12 protein-coding genes are annotated in these 19,758 nt (G+C 65.8%); 2 read left to right on the top strand and 10 right to left on the bottom strand.

What is annotated here, in order from left to right:
• Positions 1 to 72 precede the first annotated feature (72 nt).
• Both AC3ITW_RS09755 and AC3ITW_RS09750 read right to left on the bottom strand, forming a co-directional pair.
• Positions 73 to 2,538, bottom strand: a complete 2,466-nt coding sequence (locus AC3ITW_RS09755; RefSeq protein WP_489390286.1) for a GH92 family glycosyl hydrolase — start codon at positions 2,536 to 2,538, stop codon at positions 73 to 75.
• Positions 2,539 to 2,946: 408 nt separating this feature from the next.
• Positions 2,947 to 3,861: an IS110 family RNA-guided transposase gene (locus tag AC3ITW_RS09750; protein ID WP_489389826.1), complete on the bottom strand. Its 915-nt coding sequence runs from the start codon at positions 3,859 to 3,861 to the stop codon at positions 2,947 to 2,949.
• A gap of 952 nt (positions 3,862 to 4,813) precedes the next feature.
• Between AC3ITW_RS09750 and AC3ITW_RS09745 the strand changes: the two genes are divergently transcribed.
• Both AC3ITW_RS09745 and AC3ITW_RS09740 read left to right on the top strand, forming a co-directional pair.
• Positions 4,814 to 7,957 (top strand): TonB-dependent receptor, encoded by a 3,144-nt coding sequence (locus tag AC3ITW_RS09745; RefSeq protein WP_100468320.1) that lies wholly within the window; start codon positions 4,814 to 4,816, stop codon positions 7,955 to 7,957.
• A 201-nt stretch (positions 7,958 to 8,158) separates the two neighbouring features.
• Positions 8,159 to 8,353, top strand: a complete 195-nt coding sequence (locus AC3ITW_RS09740; protein WP_021204511.1) for a heavy-metal-associated domain-containing protein — start codon at positions 8,159 to 8,161, stop codon at positions 8,351 to 8,353.
• A gap of 81 nt (positions 8,354 to 8,434) precedes the next feature.
• Here AC3ITW_RS09740 and cueR read toward each other — a convergent pair whose 3' ends face one another.
• The 8 genes from cueR to AC3ITW_RS09700 form a co-directional block, all read right to left on the bottom strand.
• Entirely contained in the window at positions 8,435 to 8,890 is a 456-nt protein-coding gene (gene cueR / locus AC3ITW_RS09735) for a Cu(I)-responsive transcriptional regulator (RefSeq protein ID WP_006363367.1), read from the bottom strand.
• An 11-nt stretch (positions 8,891 to 8,901) separates the two neighbouring features.
• The gene (locus AC3ITW_RS09730) at positions 8,902 to 11,403 is read right to left on the bottom strand and encodes a heavy metal translocating P-type ATPase (RefSeq protein ID WP_489390285.1); all 2,502 of its coding nucleotides are present in this window, start codon (positions 11,401 to 11,403) and stop codon (positions 8,902 to 8,904) included.
• Positions 11,404 to 11,576: 173 nt separating this feature from the next.
• A complete protein-coding gene (locus tag AC3ITW_RS09725; RefSeq protein WP_489390284.1) occupies positions 11,577 to 14,534 on the bottom strand; it encodes a TonB-dependent receptor plug domain-containing protein in 2,958 nt (985 codons plus the stop codon).
• 401 nt (positions 14,535 to 14,935) lie between these two features.
• Positions 14,936 to 15,667 carry a copper homeostasis protein CutC gene (locus tag AC3ITW_RS09720; RefSeq protein WP_006363362.1) on the bottom strand — a complete coding sequence of 244 codons (732 nt, stop codon included), beginning with the start codon at positions 15,665 to 15,667 and terminating at the stop codon, positions 14,936 to 14,938.
• On the bottom strand, positions 15,664 to 16,662 hold the full coding sequence (locus AC3ITW_RS09715) for a glycosylasparaginase (protein ID WP_489390283.1): 999 nt from the start codon (positions 16,660 to 16,662) through the stop codon (positions 15,664 to 15,666). The genes AC3ITW_RS09720 and AC3ITW_RS09715 overlap by 4 nt, the downstream gene beginning before the upstream one ends.
• Before the next feature lie 51 nt (positions 16,663 to 16,713).
• Positions 16,714 to 17,736 (bottom strand): glucokinase, encoded by a 1,023-nt coding sequence (locus tag AC3ITW_RS09710; RefSeq protein ID WP_012510890.1) that lies wholly within the window; start codon positions 17,734 to 17,736, stop codon positions 16,714 to 16,716.
• A gap of 84 nt (positions 17,737 to 17,820) precedes the next feature.
• Positions 17,821 to 18,105 carry a hypothetical protein gene (locus AC3ITW_RS09705; protein ID WP_005409434.1) on the bottom strand — a complete coding sequence of 95 codons (285 nt, stop codon included), beginning with the start codon at positions 18,103 to 18,105 and terminating at the stop codon, positions 17,821 to 17,823.
• Positions 18,106 to 18,141: 36 nt separating this feature from the next.
• Positions 18,142 to 19,731 carry a calcineurin-like phosphoesterase C-terminal domain-containing protein gene (locus AC3ITW_RS09700; protein WP_153675492.1) on the bottom strand — a complete coding sequence of 530 codons (1,590 nt, stop codon included), beginning with the start codon at positions 19,729 to 19,731 and terminating at the stop codon, positions 18,142 to 18,144.
• Between the last annotated feature and the right edge of the window lie 27 nt (positions 19,732 to 19,758).

Below are 19,758 nucleotides of genomic sequence, written 5' to 3'. Positions count from 1 at the left end.
CTCAAGCCTAATGGATCAGGGCCCTGTCGTGCCGTGCCGTTCGCTGGGTGACCGCGAACGGCACAGTCCGTCTCAGCGCAGCTGGCTGCCCGGTGCCGCGCACCAGGATACCGGCAGGTCCTTCACCGCCGTGCCCCAGCCCTGCTCCGGCGCCTTCGCATCGAGTGCGAACTGCAGGCGCGGGCCCTGCTGCAGGCGGTTCCAGTCCAGCCACACCGGTGCATGCACCTGGCCATCGACCTGCACGCCCTGCACGTACTGCAGGCGGCGGCCATCGGCGCCCGGCGCGTCGATGCGCAGCGTGCGGCCATTGCCCATGTCCACTTCCACCTTGCTGAAACGCGGGGTGTGCAGCAGGAACTGGCCGCTGCCCGGCACCGCCGGATACACACCGATGGCACTGAACAGGTACCAGGCCGACATCGTGCCGAGGTCATCGTTGCCGGTCACGCCGTTGGGCGCATTGGTGAACAACTGCTGCGCGGCGCGCACCACGGCGGCGGTCTTCCACGGCTGGCCGATCAGCGTGTACAGCCACGGCGAGTGGAGGTCCGGCTCGTTGTTCGGGTTGTAGCGGAACTGGTTGTAATAGCTGTACGGCCCGACCACCCACTCCTTGCGGGCGGCATTGAGCGGATCGGCCTGCAGCGCGTCCATCGCGAAGAACGCATCGAGGCGGCGGCCGGCCTGTTCGCGGCCGTCCATCGCTTCGACCAGGCCCGGCACGTCCTGCTGCGCCAGCCACTGGTACTGCCACGCCGTGCCTTCATGGAAACCATGGTGCGAGCGCGGGCTGTAGTGGCCATCGGCCGGCGTGTACCACTGGCCGTCCTCGGTACGCGGGCGCGGGAAACCGGTGAAGCCGGTCTCGGCGTCACGCACCTGCGGGTCCCACACCTTGCGCCAGTTGCGGCCGCGCTCACGCAGCGTCGCCGCGTCCTGCGCGTGGCCCAGGCCATCGGCCATCTGCGAGAGCGCACAGTCGGCCAGCGCATATTCCAACGTGGCCGAGCCGCCGTGGTGCGGATCGACGTCCATGCCCTTGGACGGGAACGCGCGGTCGTAGACCACGTAGCCCTTGTCCAGGTAGGTCGGGTTACCGGAACGGCCGGCCATCCGCGAGTTCAGCGGCGGCGTGCCGAACGCGTTGCGGCGCAGCGCATCCCACGCCTGCGATTCACGGCCCTTGAGCGCACCGAAGCGCCACAGGTCGACCATGAACGGCGTGACCGGATCGCCGGTCATGATGTTGGTCTCGAAGTTGGCATAGCCCCAGCGCGGCAGCCAGCCCCCCTGCTCGTCGATCGCCAGCAGGGTGCGGCCGATGTCACGCGCCACGTCCGGGCGGGTCAGCGCCAGCCACTGGTTCTGCGCGCGGTAGGTATCCCACAACGAGAAGTACTCGTAGTAGGTCCAGCCATCGGCGCGGTGGATACCATCGTCATAGCCGCGATAGCGGCCGTCGGCATCGTTGCCGGTCATCGGCTGCAGCAGCGCGTGGTAGGCCGCACTGTAGAACACAGTGCGGTCATCAGACGTACCGCCCTGCACACGCACCCGACCCAGCTGCTCGCGCCAGGACTGCTGGGACAGTGCGCGCATGCGGTCGAAGCCGAGCAGCGCCCCACCCTGCATGCCGTCCGCGCGCAGATTGATGCGCGCGCCTTCGGCATCCACATGCGAGATCGCGCTGACCGCCGTCACCGACTGGCCCTTGGCCAGGTCGAAGCTGAGCCAGGCACCGTTCGGCTTCTGCTCGCCTTCCATGCTGTGGCGCGCACCCGGCAGGCCACCGCCCTCACCCCAGGTGCCATGCGCCTTGAAAGGGCGGTCGAACTCGATGCGGAACCAGGTGGTGTACTGATGGCCGCCGCAGAAACTCTTGGTGACCAGCTTGCCTTCCACCACGCGGTCGCCGACCACATCGACCACGCTGCCGATCACCGAGTGGCGCTCGTTGGCCTGGCCGACATTGACCAGCACGTGGCCATCGCCCTGGCGCTGGCTGAAGGTGTAGCGCTCGGCGGCGGCACGCGTACGCGCGGTGGTCTCGGCATCGATGCCGCCGTAGCTGGTCAGCCGCACCTTGTAGTAGCCGGCCTGGCCGACCTCGCCGTCGTGGGTGTAGGACGCGGCATAGGCCTTGTGGTCGAACTCCTTCGCGTTGCCGGTATCGAAATCGCCACCCGGACCGATCGACCCGGTGACCGGCAGCACCGACACCTGCCCACCCTGCTCCCAGCAACCGGCGCCGGAGATGAACGAATGACCGAAGCCGCGGATTTTCTCGTCGTCGTAGCGCCAACCCGAATAGTGGCTGCCGATCGGGCTGACCTGGATCAGGCCGAACGGTGCCGACGCACCCGGGAACGTGTTGCCGTCGTCCTTGCTGCCTATGAAGGTATTGACCTCGCGCTCCAGCGCGGCCGGCGCGGCCTGCAGCAGCATCGGCGACGCCGAAAGTGCGAGCAGGCAGGCCAGGCGCGCCAGCGGGCGCAAAGACAATGGGACGGCGGGAGCGGACGGCACTGGACGCATGTCGGGTTCCTGTAGTCGATGACGCGGAGGCAGACGGCCGGGGCCGTCCGGCACCGTTCCGCTGAGCCCCGCCATGACTGGCTGAAAGCTCCCCCTGGAATGACGCCCGACCCACCAGACCGTGGATTTAGATCGATTCAAGTAGAGCATGCAGGTTCAGCCGAATGCATTCTGCGGCGCAGCATGAGAGGGGGTGTTCGGCAGGGCTGCGCCCTGCACCTGCCGAAGCCGAAGCAACAGCAAAAGCCGGTTTCCTGCGGGGAGTCGGGGTGGGTCCGGTTGCGGGGGACGCCGTAAATACGTCCATGTAGCAACTGTGTTGCTGGAGAGTCTCAGGCCCGTCAGGTAAACGGGCACGGTAGTGCCGGCCGCTGGCCGGCAGCCTTTGGTCTTTCGCCCTGGCTCGCCTCAGGCGGGGACTAGCCCGCTTTCAGCGTCGCGCACACGGGCGTTGAGGATGACCAGCATCTTCCGCATCACTGCCACGATGGCCACCTTGCCTTCCTTGCCGCGGGCTCGTAGCGACTGGTAAAAATCGCGCAGCCGAGGTTCATGCCGCATGGCCGACATTGCCGCCATGTAGAGCACTTGCCGGATTTCGGCTCTTCCACCGTGGATGCTTCGTTTTCCTCTCATCGTGCCGCTGTCGTGGGACATCGGGGCTACCCCGACCAGGCTGGCGATGCGCTTGCCAGTGATCCTGCCAAGCTCTGGCAGATAGCTGGCTAGAACTGCCTGCAGCACAGGCCCTACGCCCTTCATCGACTTCAGCATCTTCAGTTGAGGCTGCTGACCAACCTGCTCGACGATCTGCTTGCCCAGACGCTCAACCAACGTTTGTAGGCGGGTGATGTTGCCTTGCAGTAGTCGGCGCAGTTCACGATCAAGCACCATTTCCTGCTGCTGCCGCGCGATGGTCAGGGCGTCCATCGCCTGCCGACGTGCCCGAACGAACTCCCGCATCTTCTGCTGCCAAGACTGCAGCGGCTGATAGGGAGGCAGCTTCACCAGGGCGGCCATCTGCGCCAACGCGTAGGCATCCAAACGGTCGGTTTTGGCAATCTGACCCAGACCCTGAGCCAGTTTCCGGGCGCGCAAGGCATTGGCACGGACCACCGGATGACCGGCCTTGTGCAGGAAATCCAGCACAGGCTGCTCATAGCCACCTGTGGCTTCAAGCACGATCTGGCTGGTCGGACGCTTCTTCAGCCAAACATCCAGTTCAGAAAACCCGGAGCGGTTGTTGCCGACCTGCAGGGTTTCTCCGTCCGTCGTACCGATATCCAGCTGACGCTTGCTGACATCAATCCCGATCCCGTTCATCACCTGACTCCGTATAGTCTGGAAGGGTCGAGAGCTCCCCCGCTTGCCCAGTCTTATCGCTTCGAGTGGTCGCTCCAGCAACTGTTCGGGCGGATCAAGGGAGATTCCGGCGTGGGCGCCAAGCTACATGGCGATCGTCGCGATCCTGGTTACGGATCGTCGAGATCTAGGCTCGCACGGCGGCCCACGCCGGCTCTCGACGCCTACGCTGCCAGATTCCGATCAGATAAGGCTCGGTCGCGCCATCCATGGCGCTCACGCCCCCGCAACCGGACCCACCCCGCCTTCGACAGATTTCCGCGATCTGTGGATCCACGCCACGCGTGGATGAATCTCTGTCAGATAACGAAATCAATTGGGGTCAGATCCGTTTTCCAACGGAAAACGGATCTGACCCCATGACCCCGCGTGATTCCAGGACCCATCCAACCGTCACCGGGAAACTGCCAAAGGCGGGACGGTGTCGGATTGCGGGGTGTCCGCGGCATGGATGCCGCGGCCAAGCCCCCATGGACGGGTTTACGGCGTCCCCGCAATCCGACACCGCCCCGCCCAACACACAGACAACCCAGAGCCGCTTTGGCTTTGGCTTTGGCTGTTGCCCTAGCTCACAGCAGGTGCAGGGCGCAGCCCTGCCACCCCACCCTCCCCTGCGCACGAAAACGATTTCACTGATTTCAGCAAACCGTCATCCCTTCGCCACGCCAGTACCATATTGCGGAGCAGCATGCGCCCACGGGCGACCCATGCTAAAAATCGCCCGCCCATCGCTTAGATCGATCCAAGAACGACATTGCGATGGCCGGGAGTTGGGGGAGCAGCAACAGGACGTACCAGGCCACGCGCACGGTGCTACTGCCACTGCATGGCAATAGCGACAATGTCACTTCAAATTAGATCGATTCAAGTTGTCCGTGCCACGTCACCGGATCAATCCAGGAGAGAGGGAGAGATGGGAATGAAGCATTCAACACGCACGCATGGTCACGACGCACTGTCGCTGGCCATCGCGCTGGCCCTGGCCGCCGCCATCGTGCCGGCAGGCGCCGCCGCACAGCAGGCTGCCTCCACCGGCGCGCAGGACGCCACCACCCTGGACAGCGTCCAGGTCACCGGCTATCGCTACGCCATCGAGAAGAGCCTCGAACAGAAGCGCGACGCCAACGCCGTGGTCGAAGTGATCACCGCTGAAGATGTCGGCAAGTTCCCCGACAAGAACGTCGCCGACGCACTGCAGCGCGTGCCCGGCGTGATCATCACCCGCAGTGGTGGCGAAGGTAAGAACGTCAGCGTGCGTGGCCTGGCCTCGGACCTGACCCTGACCCAGTTGAACGGCAACTACGTCGCCACCTCGGAAACCAACGACGAAGCATCGCGTTCGTTCAACTACACCCTGCTGCCCTCGAACATGCTGTCGGCGGCGGAGCTGTACAAGACGCCGGAAGCACGCATCGACGAAGGCGGCATCGGCGGCACCGTGATCCTGCGCACCCGCCGTCCGCTGGACATGAAAGCCAACTCCGGCTTCGCCTCGATCGAAGGTACCTCTTCCGACACCAGCAGCGGCGTCGACCCGCAGGCGTCGGCGATGTACTCCTGGCACAGCAAGGACGAGCGCTTCGGCCTGCTGATCGGTGCGACCCGGCAGGTCCGTACCAACCGCAGCATGGAAGTCAGCACCGAAGACTGGCAGTGGTACAGCGACCGTGTGGACGCCAATGGCGGCGTCATCCATGACTATGTCTGGAATGCTGCCGGCCGCACCCGCAATCCGGCCGTCGACGTGTACGGCAACGCGTTGCCGGATGCATCGCAGTTCTGGGGCCGCTCGGGCATCTACAACCAGAATGGCGGCCATTACTCCGGCTTCTTCATGCCGACCTCGGTCAACTTCGCCGTGCGTGACGAGCGCCGCGAGCGCACCGGTGGCCAGCTGACGTTCCAGTTCAAGCCGCTCGACAACGTCACGATGACGGCGAATTACTTCCGCTTCGAGCTGCAGGGCAACTACACCCAGAACATGCTGAAGGTTCCGGAATGGAACCTGGCGCGCGTGGCCGGCGACGGCAACTGGGAAGGCGGCCGCATGCTCAACGGCTTCACCATGGACCCCAGCGGCACCATCGTGACCGGCGCGCAGTACCAGATGCAGCCAGGCCGCAACTACATCTGCAGCGAGGATCAGGCGGCCGCAGCCGGCCTGCGTCCGGGCGGCTGGGGTCCGGATGACTGCACCATCCCCACCCCGCAGCTGACCGGCACCTACAGCAAGGAAAAAGCGCTGTCGCAGACGGCCGACCTGACCATCGACTGGGACATCAGCCCGCTGTGGAAAGCCAGCTTCGCTGGTGGCAGGACCTGGTCGGAGGGCGGCCCGTCGATGAATTTCCGCATGTCGGCCAAGCCGCGTCGCCAGGTCGATGGCCAGTGGCAGGCCGGCAATACGGCCACGTCCTGGGACCTGACCGGCACCCCGTCGGTGAACTTCTCGCCGGACCTGCAGCAGCAGCTGATGGCCGGCATAGCCGAGGTGGATACCGGTTCGACCGACTCGTCGTGGAAGCGTACCGAGGTCAAGCAGAACCACTTCCAGGCCGACGTGACCAAGATGTTCGAGGCCGGCTGGCTGGACTCGATCCAGTTCGGCGCCAAGTACAGCGACGGCAAGGTCCACCGCAACACCGGCAATACCTACTGGGTCTGCCAGGGTGCCGACCCTGGCGACTACAGCAAGCGTTACCAGGCAGGCTGTGATTCGACCGCCGGTATCGCGCAGCCGGGCTTCTTCCTGTCGCAGCCGATGGACAACATTGCCGGTGGGTTCAACGCCAATGTGTTCCCGGGCATCAACTACCCCGCGTACATCGACTATCTGAACAACCGCTACGGCGGCGTGCAGAACCGCACCGAGGAAGACTTCGTCTACGACGTGCAGGAGAAGGTGTACTCGGGTTACCTGCAGGCCAACTTCCGCACCGAGCGACTGCGCGGCAATGTCGGCGTGCGCGTGGCACGGACCAAGCAGCATGCATCCTCGAGCGATTCGGTCGAGCGCTTCAATGACTACTTCGCCGACAACGCCGCCGGTTCGCCGTTGGCCTGCACCGATCCGTCGGCGGCCGCGCTGCTCGGCTCCAACAGCGGCTATGGCTGCGAGAGCGGCTTCGTGCGCCTGCCGGACGATCTGGCACGCGCCAAGACCTACGAGCAGTCCTCGCTGGACAAGACCTACACCGACATCCTGCCGAGCTTCAACATCGCCTGGGACATCACCGATTCGCTGGTGCTGCGTGGTGCCGCGTCGAAGGTCATCGCCCGCCCCAGCTACACCAACATCGCCTACCCGGGCGGCCTGAGCTACTACTCCGACGAGTACAGCAACGACCGCCGCGTCGCCGGCGGCGCCACCAACCCGGGCTGGTACGGTTCGGGCAGCAACAAGGAACTGGAGCCGTTCAAGGCCACCCAGTACGACCTGAGCCTGGAGTGGTACTTCAAGCCGGGCGCAGTGGCCGGTGTCGGCCTGTTCCGCAAGGACGTGAAGAACTTCACCGTGCCGGTGGTCCGCGACCAGCAGATGAACGTCGGCGGCCAGAACGTGACCGTGCAGAAGTACGAGACCCAGGCCAACGGCCGCGATGGCGTGTCGCAGGGCGTGGAAATCTACGGCCAGTACACCCTCGACTTTGGCCTCGGCTTCCAGGCCAACTACACCTACAACGACACCAACATGGCGTCGGTGGAGATCAACGGCGAGCAGATCGGTTCTTCGCCGCTGGTGGGGAGTGCCAAGAACCAGGCCAACTTCACCATGTTCTACGAGAACGAGAAGTTCCTGGCGCGCGCCTCGTACAACCGTCGTGGCGTGGTGGTCGGTGGACTCAACAACGGTTTCAGCTCGTATTCCGAGCCGTACGACCAGCTGGACTTGAACGCGGCCTACAACATCCGCGAAGACCTGGCGCTGACGGCCTCGGTGCTCAACGTCACCAAGTCCGAGCAGCGCGTGCACCTGGGCAACGACACCAGGGCGCGCCTGCTGTCCAACACCTACTCCGGCCGCCAGTACTACGTCGGCCTGACCTGGAAGTTCTAAGGCAACACCGGGTTGCCCGGGCCCGCCCCGGTGCGACCCACGCCCCGCCCTGGCGGGGACGTTCCTCCACGGCAGCCACGCTGGTACAGGTGGCTGCCGTTTTCATTGGTGCTTTTTCTTCGGTTCAGCCCTGCGCTTGACCCTGCCAATGTTGGAAGGTGCACACTGGCTTCACCCCCAAGAGCACCGAAGGAGCTACAGATGGAATTCCACGTTGAAGGCATGACCTGCGGCGGTTGCGCACGCAGCGTGACCAAGGCGATCGAGCTGGTCGATCCGCAGGCCAGCGTGCAGGCAGATCCGGCCAGCCGTCGCGTGCAGGTGCAGACTTCGGCCAGCGAAGCGCAGATCGTGGCGGCACTGACCGATGCCGGCTTCCCGCCGCGCACGGCCTGATTCCCTACCCTGCGCCTGCAACGAAAAACCCGCCCGGTGCATCTGCACCGGGCGGGTTTTCTTCATGCATGCGACGCCGGGTCAGTGCTTGTGCGCGCGGCGCCGTACCGCACCGGTCTTCGCGGTCTCTGGCGGTGCCAGGGTTTCTTCGTCTTCGCCCAGCCGCTGCAGAATCGGGCATTCCGGGCGCTCATCGCCCGCACAGCAGCTGATCAACGACTTCAGCGTGTCGGCCATCTGTCGCATGCTTTCGATACGCTGTTCCAGGTCGGCGATGTGCTGTTCGGCAAGATGCTTGACGTCGGCACTGTGCCGCGAGGTGTCGTTCCACAGACCCAGCAGGTCGGTGATCTCGGCGACCTGGAAGCCGAGATCGCGCGCGCGGCGAATGAAACGCAGGCGGTGAATGTCCGCCTGCGAGTACGCCCGGTAGCCGGACTCGGTGCGATCGGCCGCGGGAATCAGGCCGATCTGTTCGTAGTAGCGGATCATCTTCGCCGAAACGCTGGACGCCTTGGCGGCTTCACCGATGTTCATGCGGTTCTCCTTCAATGACTGGCGGCAGGTACATCCGCCATCGGCGCCTGGAAGCGGCGCAGGCGCAGTGCGTTGCCCAGCACGAACACGCTGGACAGCGCCATCGCACCGGCGGCGAACACCGGCGACAGCAGCACGCCCCAGACCGGGTACAGCACGCCGGCCGCTACCGGAATCAACGCGGTGTTGTAGGCGAAGGCCCAGAACAGGTTCTGCCGGATGTTGCCCAGCGTTGCCTTCGAAAGCGCGATGGCATTCGGCACGCCCTGCAGGTTGCCCGACATCAGCACCACATCGGCCGACTCCACCGCGATATCGGTGCCGGTCCCGATCGCCAGGCCGACATCGGCCTCGGCCAGCGCCGGCGCATCGTTGATGCCGTCACCGACGAAGGCGACATGGCCATGGGTGGCCTTCAGGCGGCGCACCGCTTCTACCTTGCCTTCCGGCAGCACCTCGGCCACCACTTCATCGATACCCAGCTGGCGTGCGATCGCCTGCGCGGTGCCGGCATTGTCACCGGTGATCATCGCCACCTTCAGGCCAAGCTGGTGCAGCGCCGCGATCGCGGCCGGCGTGCTCGGCTTGATCGGATCGGATACTGCGATGATCGCTGCCAGGCGTCCATCGATGGCAGCGTACAACGGCGACTTGCCCTGCGCGCCGAGTTCGGCCGCCAACGCTGCAAACGCGGTGGTATCCACGCCAAGATCACGCATGAAACGATCGGCGCCGACCTCTACCCGTGCGCCCTCTACGCTGGCACGCACGCCCATGCCGGTGACCGACTCGAAATCAATCATCGACGGCAGCGCGAGGCCCTGCTCGGTGGCTGCATCGACAATGGCACGGGCGATCGGATGCTCCGAACGTGACTCCACGGTAGCCACCGCGGCCAGTACCGTGGCGCGATCGAAGCCGTCGGCGATCTCCAGGTCGGTCAGGCGCGGGCGACCTTCGGTCAGCGTGCCGGTCTTGTCCACCGCCACCACCTGCGCGTCCTTCAGCAACTGCAGCGCTTCACCCTTGCGGAACAGCACGCCCATTTCGGCGCCACGGCCGGTACCGACCATGATCGACGTCGGCGTCGCCAGGCCCATCGCGCACGGGCAGGCAATGATCAGCACCGCCACCGCATTGACCAGCGCGAAGCTCAGCGCCGGCGATGGGCCGAAGATCAACCAGACCAGGAACGTGGCCAGTGCGGCCAGCATCACCGCCGGCACGAACCACAGGGTGACCTTGTCGACCACCGCCTGGATCGGCAGCTTCGAGCCCTGTGCCTGTTCGACCATGCGGATGATCTGCGCCAGCATGGTCTGCGCGCCCACCGCCGTGGCACGCACGGTCAATGCACCTTTCTGGTTGACCGTGCCGCCCACCACGCTGCTGCCCGGCTGCTTCTCGACCGGAATCGGTTCGCCGCTGATCATCGACTCGTCGATGTAGCTGCGGCCCTCGATCACCTCGCCATCGACCGGCACGCGCTCGCCCGGGCGCACTTCCACCACATCGCCGCTCAGAACCTCGTTGACCGGGATCTCGATCGTGCGGCCGTCACGGATCACATGCGCGACCTTGGCCTGCAGGTTGACCAGGCGCTTGATCGCCTCGGAGGTACGGCCCTTCGCGCGCGCTTCAAGGAAGCGGCCGAGCAGGATCAGCGCGACGATCACCGCCGCTGCTTCGTAGTAGACGTTCACCGTGCCCGGCGGCAGCAACCGCGGTGCAAAGGTCGCCACCACCGAGTAACCGAACGCTGCGGCGGTACCCACCGCCACCAGCGAGTTCATGTCCGGTGCCAGCCGCAGCAGTGCCGGGAAACCCTTCTGGTAGAAACGGCGGCCGGGAATGGCCAGCACCAGCAGGGTCAGTACGAACTGCAGGTACCAGCTGGCCTGCATGCCGATGGTGGCCATCACCCATTCGTGCATGCCGGGAATCAGGTGCGACCCCATTTCCAGCACGAACACCGGAAGTGCAAGTGCGGTGGCCACGATCAGGTCGCGTTTCAGTTCGGCGCGCTCGGCATCCTTCTTTTCCGCCGCTTCGTCATCGGACTGAACGCCTGCTTCGATGGCACGGGCGGCATAACCGACCTTGTCGATGGCCGCTACCAGCGCATCCACAGCAGCCACGCCGCGTACCGTGGCGCGTTCGGTGGCCAGGTTGACGCTGGCCTGGCTGACGCCCGGTACCGCCAGCAGCGCGCGCTCGACGCGACCGACGCAGGAGGCACAGGTCATGCCTTCCACTGCCAGCTCGATGGTGCCGGCCGGCACGTCATAACCCACCCGCTCCACCGCCTGGATCAGCGCGGCGCGATCGACCGGACCGGACGCGCGGATATCCGCACGTTCGGTGGCCAGGTTGACCGAGACACTGCCCACGCCCTCGACCTTGGACAGCGCCGCTTCGACACGGCCGACGCAGCTGGCGCAGGTCATGCCCTCGATGGGCAGGCTGATGGTGGACGGGCTTGCGGGGACTGCAGTGGCGCGGGGCGTGCTCATGATCGGATTCCCGGGGTTCCTTCTGGATGCGGACAGGCTAAACCTTGCCATCGTGGGAAGGTCAAATCCAGCCACCCCGGGGTTCATGAAGGGGTTCATCCACGCATGGCGTGGATCTACCGGGCGGACGGGGGCGCCTTGCGGATCAAGGCCCGACGCCCCCGCCGTCCACCTCAGAAGGTGAACACGTATTCCAACGCGAACTCGCGGCCAACCGCGCCGAGCAGGCGGGTCGGAGCGAAGTCGTAGTCCAGCTTGTACGGATCCTTGTGGTTCCAACTGGCCGAATTGAACACGTTGTTGACGTAGACATTGACCTTGGCGCGTTCGGTCACCTGGTAGCCCACGTTGAAGTTCCAGGTGATGAACGGCCCGACCCGCCCGTAGTAGCGCGCCGTCTGCTGGCCGGCATTGGGATTCGGATTCGGCGAGCCGTCCGGACGCGTGGCCGGCTCCAGGCAGTTGAGCGACGGGCTGTCGCTGGGCACGTAACCATCGGCGAACGGCAGGCAGCCGCCAGGATTGTTCAGGCGATCGGTGCCCCAGTGGTAGCGCACGCCCGGCACCGAACCGATGCGATCGGCATAGACGTTGGCATTCCAGTTGCCACGCTGCCAGGCCAGGCTCGCGCGCAGCTTGCTGCGCAGGTCACGGTCACGACGCTCCGGGTTCGGATCGTTGGCGTAACGCTGTTCCTTGGTTGAGATCTGGTTGGTGTAGTTCAGGCCGAGCTGGAAGCTGCCCCACTGCGCGGTTTCCAGGCGATAGCGCGCGGTCAGGTCGATGCCGCGCACTTCGCGGCTGGCCAGGTTGAACGGGCCGCGCTCGATCGATACCAGGCGGCCGTTGCTGTCACGGTTCACGCGGGCCAGGATGCCCGCACAGTATTCGCCACCGGCCGGATTGGCCCACGGCGTACCGTCCATGTTCTTGCCGGTCAGGCAGCCTGCTTCGCTGGCCAGCACCTCGTCGGCGCCAACGTCGACGATCATGTCTTCCAGCTTGATTGCCCAGTAATCTGCACTGACCGACAGGTTCGGCATCACGTCCCAGACGAAACCGACCGTCCACGAATCGCCGGTTTCCGAGCGCAGCAGAGGCGTGCCGCGCCGGTTCACGTCAAAGGTGTACCAGACATCGGTATTGCCCACGCCACAGTTGTTGACCAGGTAAGCGCCGCTCTGGATGCAGCGCAGGCGGTCATAGGTCTGCACTTCGGAGCTGCTCGGTTGACCGAGCAGGTAGTGCATGTCCGGCGCATGGAAGCTGGTGGCATAGGAGCCACGCACCAGCAGCGACTCCACCGGGCGCCATTCCAGGCCGACGTTCCAGGTGGTCTCCTTCTGGCTGCCAATGTTCAGCGCTTCACTGCTGCTGTCAGCCTTGTAGCTGCCATAGCGGTCATAGCGCGCGGCCGCAGTGGCGGTCACGCTTTCCAGCAGCGGGATCTTGAACTCGACGCCGGCCGAATAGCGCGTGCGCTCGCCGCCACCGCGATCGACGTTCTGCAGGTCGAAGTCGATGCCGGCGCGTGGATCGGGACTGAGGTGATAGCCCTGCTGTGCGACTTCAGCCACCGCCGCGAACGAGATCGGGCCGGCCCATCCCTGGAACAGTTCGCCGGTGATGTCCGCCGAAGCCTGGTTGACCCATGAGGATGCACGGTTCTTCGCCACCGTGCCCATCTGCCAGTACTGCTCCGGCGTCAACGGGTTCCACCAGCGCGATTCGTTCAGTGCGTAGATCGCCTCGCCGTCGGCGGTGGTACCCAGCTTCGGGCCGAGGAAATAGTCGTACGACTTCTGCTTGTCAACCACGTTCTGCCGCTCTTCCACGCGGTAGTAGGAACGCCCCACCGTCGCGCTCCAGTCGAAGCGGCCGGCCAGGCGGCCGCGCAGGCCCGCACTCCAGTCCCAGGACAGTTCGCGGTTGGTGTTACGCAGCGTATCCAGGCCGCCCACCTCGTTCGGAGTGAACTGGCGCACGCCGAGGATCGGGCGGTTGCGGTTGGCATCCCAGTAGTAGCCATTGTCATCGTCGATCAGCGACACGCTGGGCGGATTGGTGCCCCAGATCGCTTCGGAGCGATATACCGCCAGGTTGGTCCAGGCCTGCAGGTCGTTGCTGAAATCGAAGGTGGCATACAGGTTGCCGGACACGTTCTCGGCACCGCCGGTGAGCAGCCAGTTGGCGTAGTCGGCGCTCATGCCGCACAGGCGGCCGGTGTTGGTGATGGTGTTGGCGGCGTAGTTGTAGACCAGGCGATCGGCGGTGTAGTACTCCCCGTCGAACTTCTCGCAGGTGCCGGTGGGCGGCGCCAGGCGCTGGCCGGTGGTCGGATCGATCAGCGCCAGACCGGCGGTGGGACGGAAGCCGACCTTGCGTTGTTCCATGTTCCAGGACGCGTACGGTGCGTCGTCGGCATCGTCCATCTGCGGGCGATCACGCCCGAACAGCGGATCGCGCTTGGTGTACTGCAGTGCGTAGGTCACGCTCCAGTTGTCGCCGGTCCTGCCGCCGGCCCAGGACAGATCCCAGGTATCGCGGCCGCCTTCGGTGGAGGTGCCACCGCGCACGCGTACTTCGTCGCCGTCGTAGTTGGTCTTCAGGATGACGTTGACCACACCGGCGATCGCATCCGAGCCATAGATGGCCGAGGCACCACCGGTCAGCACTTCGATGCGCTCCACCGCGGCAGCGGGAATGTTCCCGTAGTTGGAGAAGTTGGTTTCGCCACCGTAGGGCAACGGGTAGTCCGCCACGCGGCGACCGTTGACCAGCAGCAGCGAGCGGTTCGGGCCCATCCCGCGCAGGTTCAGGCCGCTGGCATTGGGCGTATGCGATCCCCACTGCGAGGCCGCTTCAACGGTGCCGGTGGCTTCAGTGAGCGTCTTCAGCGCGTCGTACACGCTGACGAAGCCTTCCTTCTGGATCTGCGCGGCGGTGATCACGTTGACCGGCGCCGGGCCTTCAACGCTGGCGCGCTTGATGCGCGAACCGGTGACGGTGACCGCATCGAGATCCTTGGTGGACGAACTGGTGGCCTCCTGCGCACTGGCAGCCAGGGGCAACAGGGCCAGGATCAACGCCTGGGACAGCAGGTGACGACGCTTGCGAACGGACTGAGCCATGGGTGGTTGCTCTTCGAAAGTGTGGACGCACGGACGGGTGGTGGCGCGGCACTACGGCTGATCCGGGCACCTGGATCGGTTCAAGACCGTCCCGACACCCTCCCCTATGGATCGATCCAAACTAAAGCACAGCTGAACCGCGCCCGGCATGCGGCGACGCAGCAACGTGCGGCGGAGTGGCGTTATCGGCTGCCGGTATCCAGAACAATCAAAGGGTTGCGAAACATCGCTGAGACGACGGCGCACACGTCAATGACACGATCGCGACAATCGTGCGCGGAACTATTTTGTCCGTGGCGGGCCGGCGTACGGGGTCGGATCCCCTCGCAGAGGGGCTCTGACCCGATTGCCTCGGGTGGGGTCAGAGCCCTCCTACGGAGGGATCCGACCCCGGGCAGCCCTCAGCTGTCCATCGCCTGCCGCAGCGCGGCTACGGTGGCGGTGGCGGTCTGGCTCCAGTCCGGGTCCAGTCCGCGCAGCGCCGGGTTCTGGAACTGCATGGCGGAGCGCCGCAGGCCCTTGGCCGAGGCGTGCAATTCAGTACAGCCGCTCCGTCGTGCCACGGCGGCGATATTGGCCGGGCCCAGCCCCGCGCCGGCCATCACACTGATGCGCCCCGCCGCTTGTGTGACCAGACCCGCAAGCACATCGGCACCTGCCTCGGCACTGACCTGGCCGCCCGAGGTCAGCACGCGCTGGCAACCCAGCCCGATCACCTGCTCCAGCGCGGCGGGCAGATCACGGGCAGCATCAAAGGCGCGGTGGAAGGTTACCTGCAGCGGCCCGGCAGCCTGCACCAGTTCGCGGCACAGCGGCACGTCGATGTCGCCCTGCACGTCCAGCGCACCGATCACCACGCCATCGCAGCCGAGCGCGCGGCACTGCGCGATGTCACGCAGCATCAGCTCGGTTTCCAGCGCGTCGTAGTGGAAGTCGCCCGGGCGTGGCCGCACCAGCACGAACAGCGGGATCGACAGGCGTTCGCGGGCAATCGCAATGCTGGCGAACGACGGTGTGGTGCCGCCCTCGGCCAGGTTGTCGAACAGCTCGATGCGGTCGGCGCCGCCGGCCTGGGCGGCCAGCGCCGAGGCCAGCGAGTTGCTGGCGATTTCCAGGGTCAGCCGCGTGCTCACGCCTGGGTGCTCGTGTAGATCGACGGCGAATCGCGCAGGTCATCCTGGCGCTGCGCATCGCACACTGCGTAGACAAAGCCGCGATGCAGCGCGTAAGCGCCGACCTCGCCCTGCTTGTTCATGGCCAGGAAGCACACCTGCAGCGTCTTGCTCGCTTCCGGGCGCTTGCGCACCACACGGTCGATCGCTTCGCGGCAGGCCTGCGCGGGAGAGCGTCCCTGGCGCATCAGCTCGACCACCAGGAACGAGGCGGCATTGCGGATCATCTCCTCGCCCACGCCCGAGGCAGTGGCTGCACCCACGTCGTTGTCGACGTACAGGCCGGCACCGATGATCGGGCTGTCGCCGACGCGGCCATGCAGTTTCCAGGCCATGCCGCTGGTGGTGCAGGCACCGGCCAGGTGGCCCTTGGCATCCAGTGCCAGCATGCCGATGGTGTCGTGGTTGTCGCTGTTGCCGGGAATACCGCGGCGCTCGGCATTGATCTGCGGCTGGTACTTCTCGGTCTTCAGCCACTCGTGCCAGGCGGCTTCAGCCTGCGGCGTCAGCAAGTGCTTGCGCTCGAAACCCTGCTGCACCGCGAACTGCTGCGCGCCCTCGCCCACCAGCAGCACGTGCGGGCTGTTCTCCATCACTTTGCGGGCCACCGATACCGGATGCAGGATGTCGACCAGCGCGGCCACCGCGCCACAGCGGCCATCGCCGTCCATGATGCTCGCGTCCAAGCTCAGCACGCCGTCGCGATCCGGATTGCCGCAATGGCCGACGGTGGGGTTGCACAACTCGCTCTCGGCCCAGCGTGCGCCCGCTTCGACCGCATCCAGCGCGCTGCCGCCCTGCGCCAGTACCTTCCATGCGGCCTGGTTGGCCGGTACGCCGAAGTCCCAGGTCGAAACCACCTTGGCCCCACCCTGCGTGCGTGCCTGCACGCCCGGCAATGCCGCCATGCCTGCGGCCAGTGCACCGGCCTGCAGGAACTGCCTGCGATCCACCATCTTCCCCTCCCAGTCTGCAATGCATGGCCGGCCCGATGCCGGCCCTGCCGATCAGTCGTGCGTGGGCTGCCGTGCGGCGTGCCAGACCGCTGCACCGAGCACGCCCAGCTGGCCGTGCTCCACCCGCCACACCGGTACCTGGCGCAGCACCTCGGTCAGCACACCCTTGTTGAGGAATCGCTCACGGAAGCGGCCATCGGCCAGGAAATCCTGCACATGCGCGGAAATGCCCCCGGCCAGATACACCGAGCGCGCGCCGACGGCGATCGCCGCGTCGCCGGCCAGGCTGCCCAGCCAGGCACAGAACACCTGCAACGTTTCCACAGCAAGAGCGTCCTCACCGCTGCGGGCGGCACCGATCAGTGCTTCGGTGCTGGTCCACACCGGGGTGGCACCGCGCAGCTCGCACAGGCACGGGTACAGGTTCATCAGGCCACTACCGGACAGCACGCGCTCGTTGTCCACGTGCGCCCAGCGCTGCAGCAGCTTGCCCAACACCTGCAGTTCCAGCGCGTTGCCTGCACCGAGCGCGGCATGGCCGATCTCGCTGGCCAGCACCGGCCGCTCGCCATCGGCGAAGCGCAGTGCGGCGCCCAGGCCGGTACCGGCGCCCAGCACCAGTGCCGGGAACGCCTGCGCCGGATCAGCATCGCCGTTCAGCGGCACCAGGGTTTCCGGCTGCAGGTACGGGATGGCCAGCGCCACCGCCTCGAAATCATTGATCAGCTGCAGTTCGCGCAGCCCAGACTGTTCGCGCGTGGTCGACAGCGAGACCGTCCACGGCAGGTTGGCATTGATCAGCACATCGCCATCGAGCAGACCGGCGATGGCCACCACTGCGGTCTGCACCGGCTGGCCGAGACCAGCGGTGAAATCGGCCAGGATCGCGGCCAGGCTGGGGTGCTCGGCGCAGGCATAGGTGCGATGGCTGCCCAGCAGCGGCGCCTGGCCGGGTTGGGTCTCAGCCAAGGCCAGACGGGCGAAGGTGCCGCCGACATCGGCGACAACGAGACTGCGCGGAAGACCGCCGCGGGCGGAGTCGGTGGAAACCGGGGACGCTGCTGCGATGGTCACGCTGGCCTGCTTGGATCGATTGAATCGCCCCGATTCTCAGGCATCGGGGCGGCTTTGCCTAGCACGCCGATGGTTCAGGTTGGCCTACATGCCTTCCTGTTCGGCCACCTGCACACCATCCACCAGCACGCGCAGCCGCTGCGGGCGGAAGCCGGCAAACAGCAGCGGCCGGGTGCGCTCGACCAGCACTTCGTGGCCGGCGATGTGACGCAGCCACGACTGTACCAGCGAGAACGAGAAGTGGGTGCCCGGATGCAGCGGGTGCTGCACCCAGACCTTCTCGGTGGCGCTCTGCAGCAGCATCGCACCGGTGAACCAGTGGCGGCTGAGGGTCACCGGCGTGGTGCCGGCCATGAAGCGGATATCCATGCGGGGTCCTTTCGCGTTGGGCAGCAGCGCCCTGGATCAGGGCTGGGCAGTCTGCAGGCTGTAGCTGGTGGTGGCGGTGAACACCGCGCCGTCGGGCTGGGTCGAACGCACTTCAATCTTGTGGCTGCCCACCGCCAGATCGGTCGGCAACGCGCCGCGCCACAGGTGCGGCGATGCGGTGGCCTCCGGCGAGCGATCGTAGCCACGCAGGTTGTTTGCAAGATCGTCGGCCACGTTCTCCACCATCAGACGCGGATCGGGCTGGCTGACCTGCTTCATCGGCTGCCAGGCGCCGCCATCCACGCGGTACTCGACCACGCTGGCATCCTCACCCATGTAGACATTGGCGTAGACACCCCACGCCGGGTAGGCGCCCTGGCGCAGCACCTTGGGGGCATGCAGGCCGATCTGCTCACTGGCCGGTTGGCCGGCCACGCGGTACTGCAGCTTGTAGCTGCCATTGCCAGCCACGTCGAGCAGCGCATAACCCTTCGGCGTGCCATCGCTCATGGTGCTGTCCGGCACGCCGGCGGCATTCTTCACGCCCGACCAGAACGCACCGCAGTTGGCACCGACGTTGTATTCGTGCAGCGGCTTGTCGCCGTTCCAGCCCTCGGCCTTGCCGTGGTAGACGTGCTGCTGGGTGTGGCTGTGGCCGCTGAGCACCAGCACGTTGCGGAAGTCCTTCAGCAGGTCGAACAGGCGCTGGCGGTCGGCGTGGCGGAAGGTCTCGCGCCCCGGCGCGGCGTCGAACAACGGGATGTGCATGCCCAGCACCAGCAGGCGGTCCTTGTGCAGGCCCTTCAGGTAACTGGCAAGGAAGGCGAACTGATCCTCGCGCAGGCCGCCGATGTACTTCGGCTTGGCCTTGGGGTCGTAGACCACGTCGTCCAGGAACACGAAGCTGGCGCCACCCTCTTCCACCGCGTAGGTGTCCGGGCCGTAGATGTTGCGCCAGCTGTCCAGCGAATGCTCGTCGCTGGCCGCATCGAAGTCGAGGTCGTGGTTGCCCGGCACGTGGAACCACGGCACGCCGAGCTCGGTGGTGACCTTGTTGATCGCCGGGTACAGGGCCAGGTCGTCGTTGACGATGTCGCCCAGGGTGGTGCCCATGCGCGCGTTGGTCTGGCCGATCAGCGGTGCCACGATCGACTGCTGGTAGTAGCCGATGTCCTTCAGGCTGGCGGTCTGCGAATCGGTGAACACCAGCATCTGGAAACCACGGCGGCTGTCATGGCGGTCCGACTGCAGGGCGAAATCCCAGTTGCGGGTGACGTCACTGGTGGCGGCGATGCCGCCGTACTTCAGCGCCGGCGAACCGTTCGGGCGGTAGTGGCGCCAGAACGATGGCAGGCCGTCGGTGGCCTTCGGGAAGGTGTAGGCATCGGGCTTGATCACAAATACGGTCTGGCCGTCGCGCAGTGGCAGGCTATAGCTGCCATCGGCGGCGGTCTTGACGATGGTCTCGCCGTTGGAGACCTGCACCCCGGCCAGGCCCGGATCGGTCGCACCGCGCCCGGGTTTGCCGTCGCGCTCCAGGTAGACCTTGCCGCTGACCACGGTATCCGCGGCCCAGGCCGGCGAGGTCAGCAACAGGCAGCACAGCCAGGTGGCAGGCAGTTTCATGGGCGGTCCGGGGAAAAAGAAGACCGC

The sequence above is a fragment of the Stenotrophomonas sp. KH_052 genome, from assembly GCF_057838755.1.
Note: the sequence above shows the minus strand (reverse complement) of the source record. Positions and strands in the feature narration are given on the sequence as shown.

Bases quoted from the DNA above. Each gene is read 5' to 3' on its own strand.
- AC3ITW_RS09755 (WP_489390286.1), bottom strand. From the start codon at position 2,538: ATGCGTCCAGTGCCGTCCGCTCCCGCCGTCCCATTGTCTTTGCGCCCG.
- AC3ITW_RS09750 (WP_489389826.1), bottom strand. From the start codon at position 3,861: ATGAACGGGATCGGGATTGATGTCAGCAAGCGTCAGCTGGATATCGGT.
- AC3ITW_RS09745 (WP_100468320.1), top strand. From the start codon at position 4,814: ATGGGAATGAAGCATTCAACACGCACGCATGGTCACGACGCACTGTCG.
- AC3ITW_RS09740 (WP_021204511.1), top strand. From the start codon at position 8,159: ATGGAATTCCACGTTGAAGGCATGACCTGCGGCGGTTGCGCACGCAGC.
- cueR (WP_006363367.1), bottom strand. From the start codon at position 8,890: ATGAACATCGGTGAAGCCGCCAAGGCGTCCAGCGTTTCGGCGAAGATG.
- AC3ITW_RS09730 (WP_489390285.1), bottom strand. From the start codon at position 11,403: ATGAGCACGCCCCGCGCCACTGCAGTCCCCGCAAGCCCGTCCACCATC.
- AC3ITW_RS09725 (WP_489390284.1), bottom strand. From the start codon at position 14,534: ATGGCTCAGTCCGTTCGCAAGCGTCGTCACCTGCTGTCCCAGGCGTTG.
- AC3ITW_RS09715 (WP_489390283.1), bottom strand. From the start codon at position 16,662: ATGGTGGATCGCAGGCAGTTCCTGCAGGCCGGTGCACTGGCCGCAGGC.
- AC3ITW_RS09705 (WP_005409434.1), bottom strand. From the start codon at position 18,105: ATGGATATCCGCTTCATGGCCGGCACCACGCCGGTGACCCTCAGCCGC.
- AC3ITW_RS09700 (WP_153675492.1), bottom strand. From the start codon at position 19,731: ATGAAACTGCCTGCCACCTGGCTGTGCTGCCTGTTGCTGACCTCGCCG.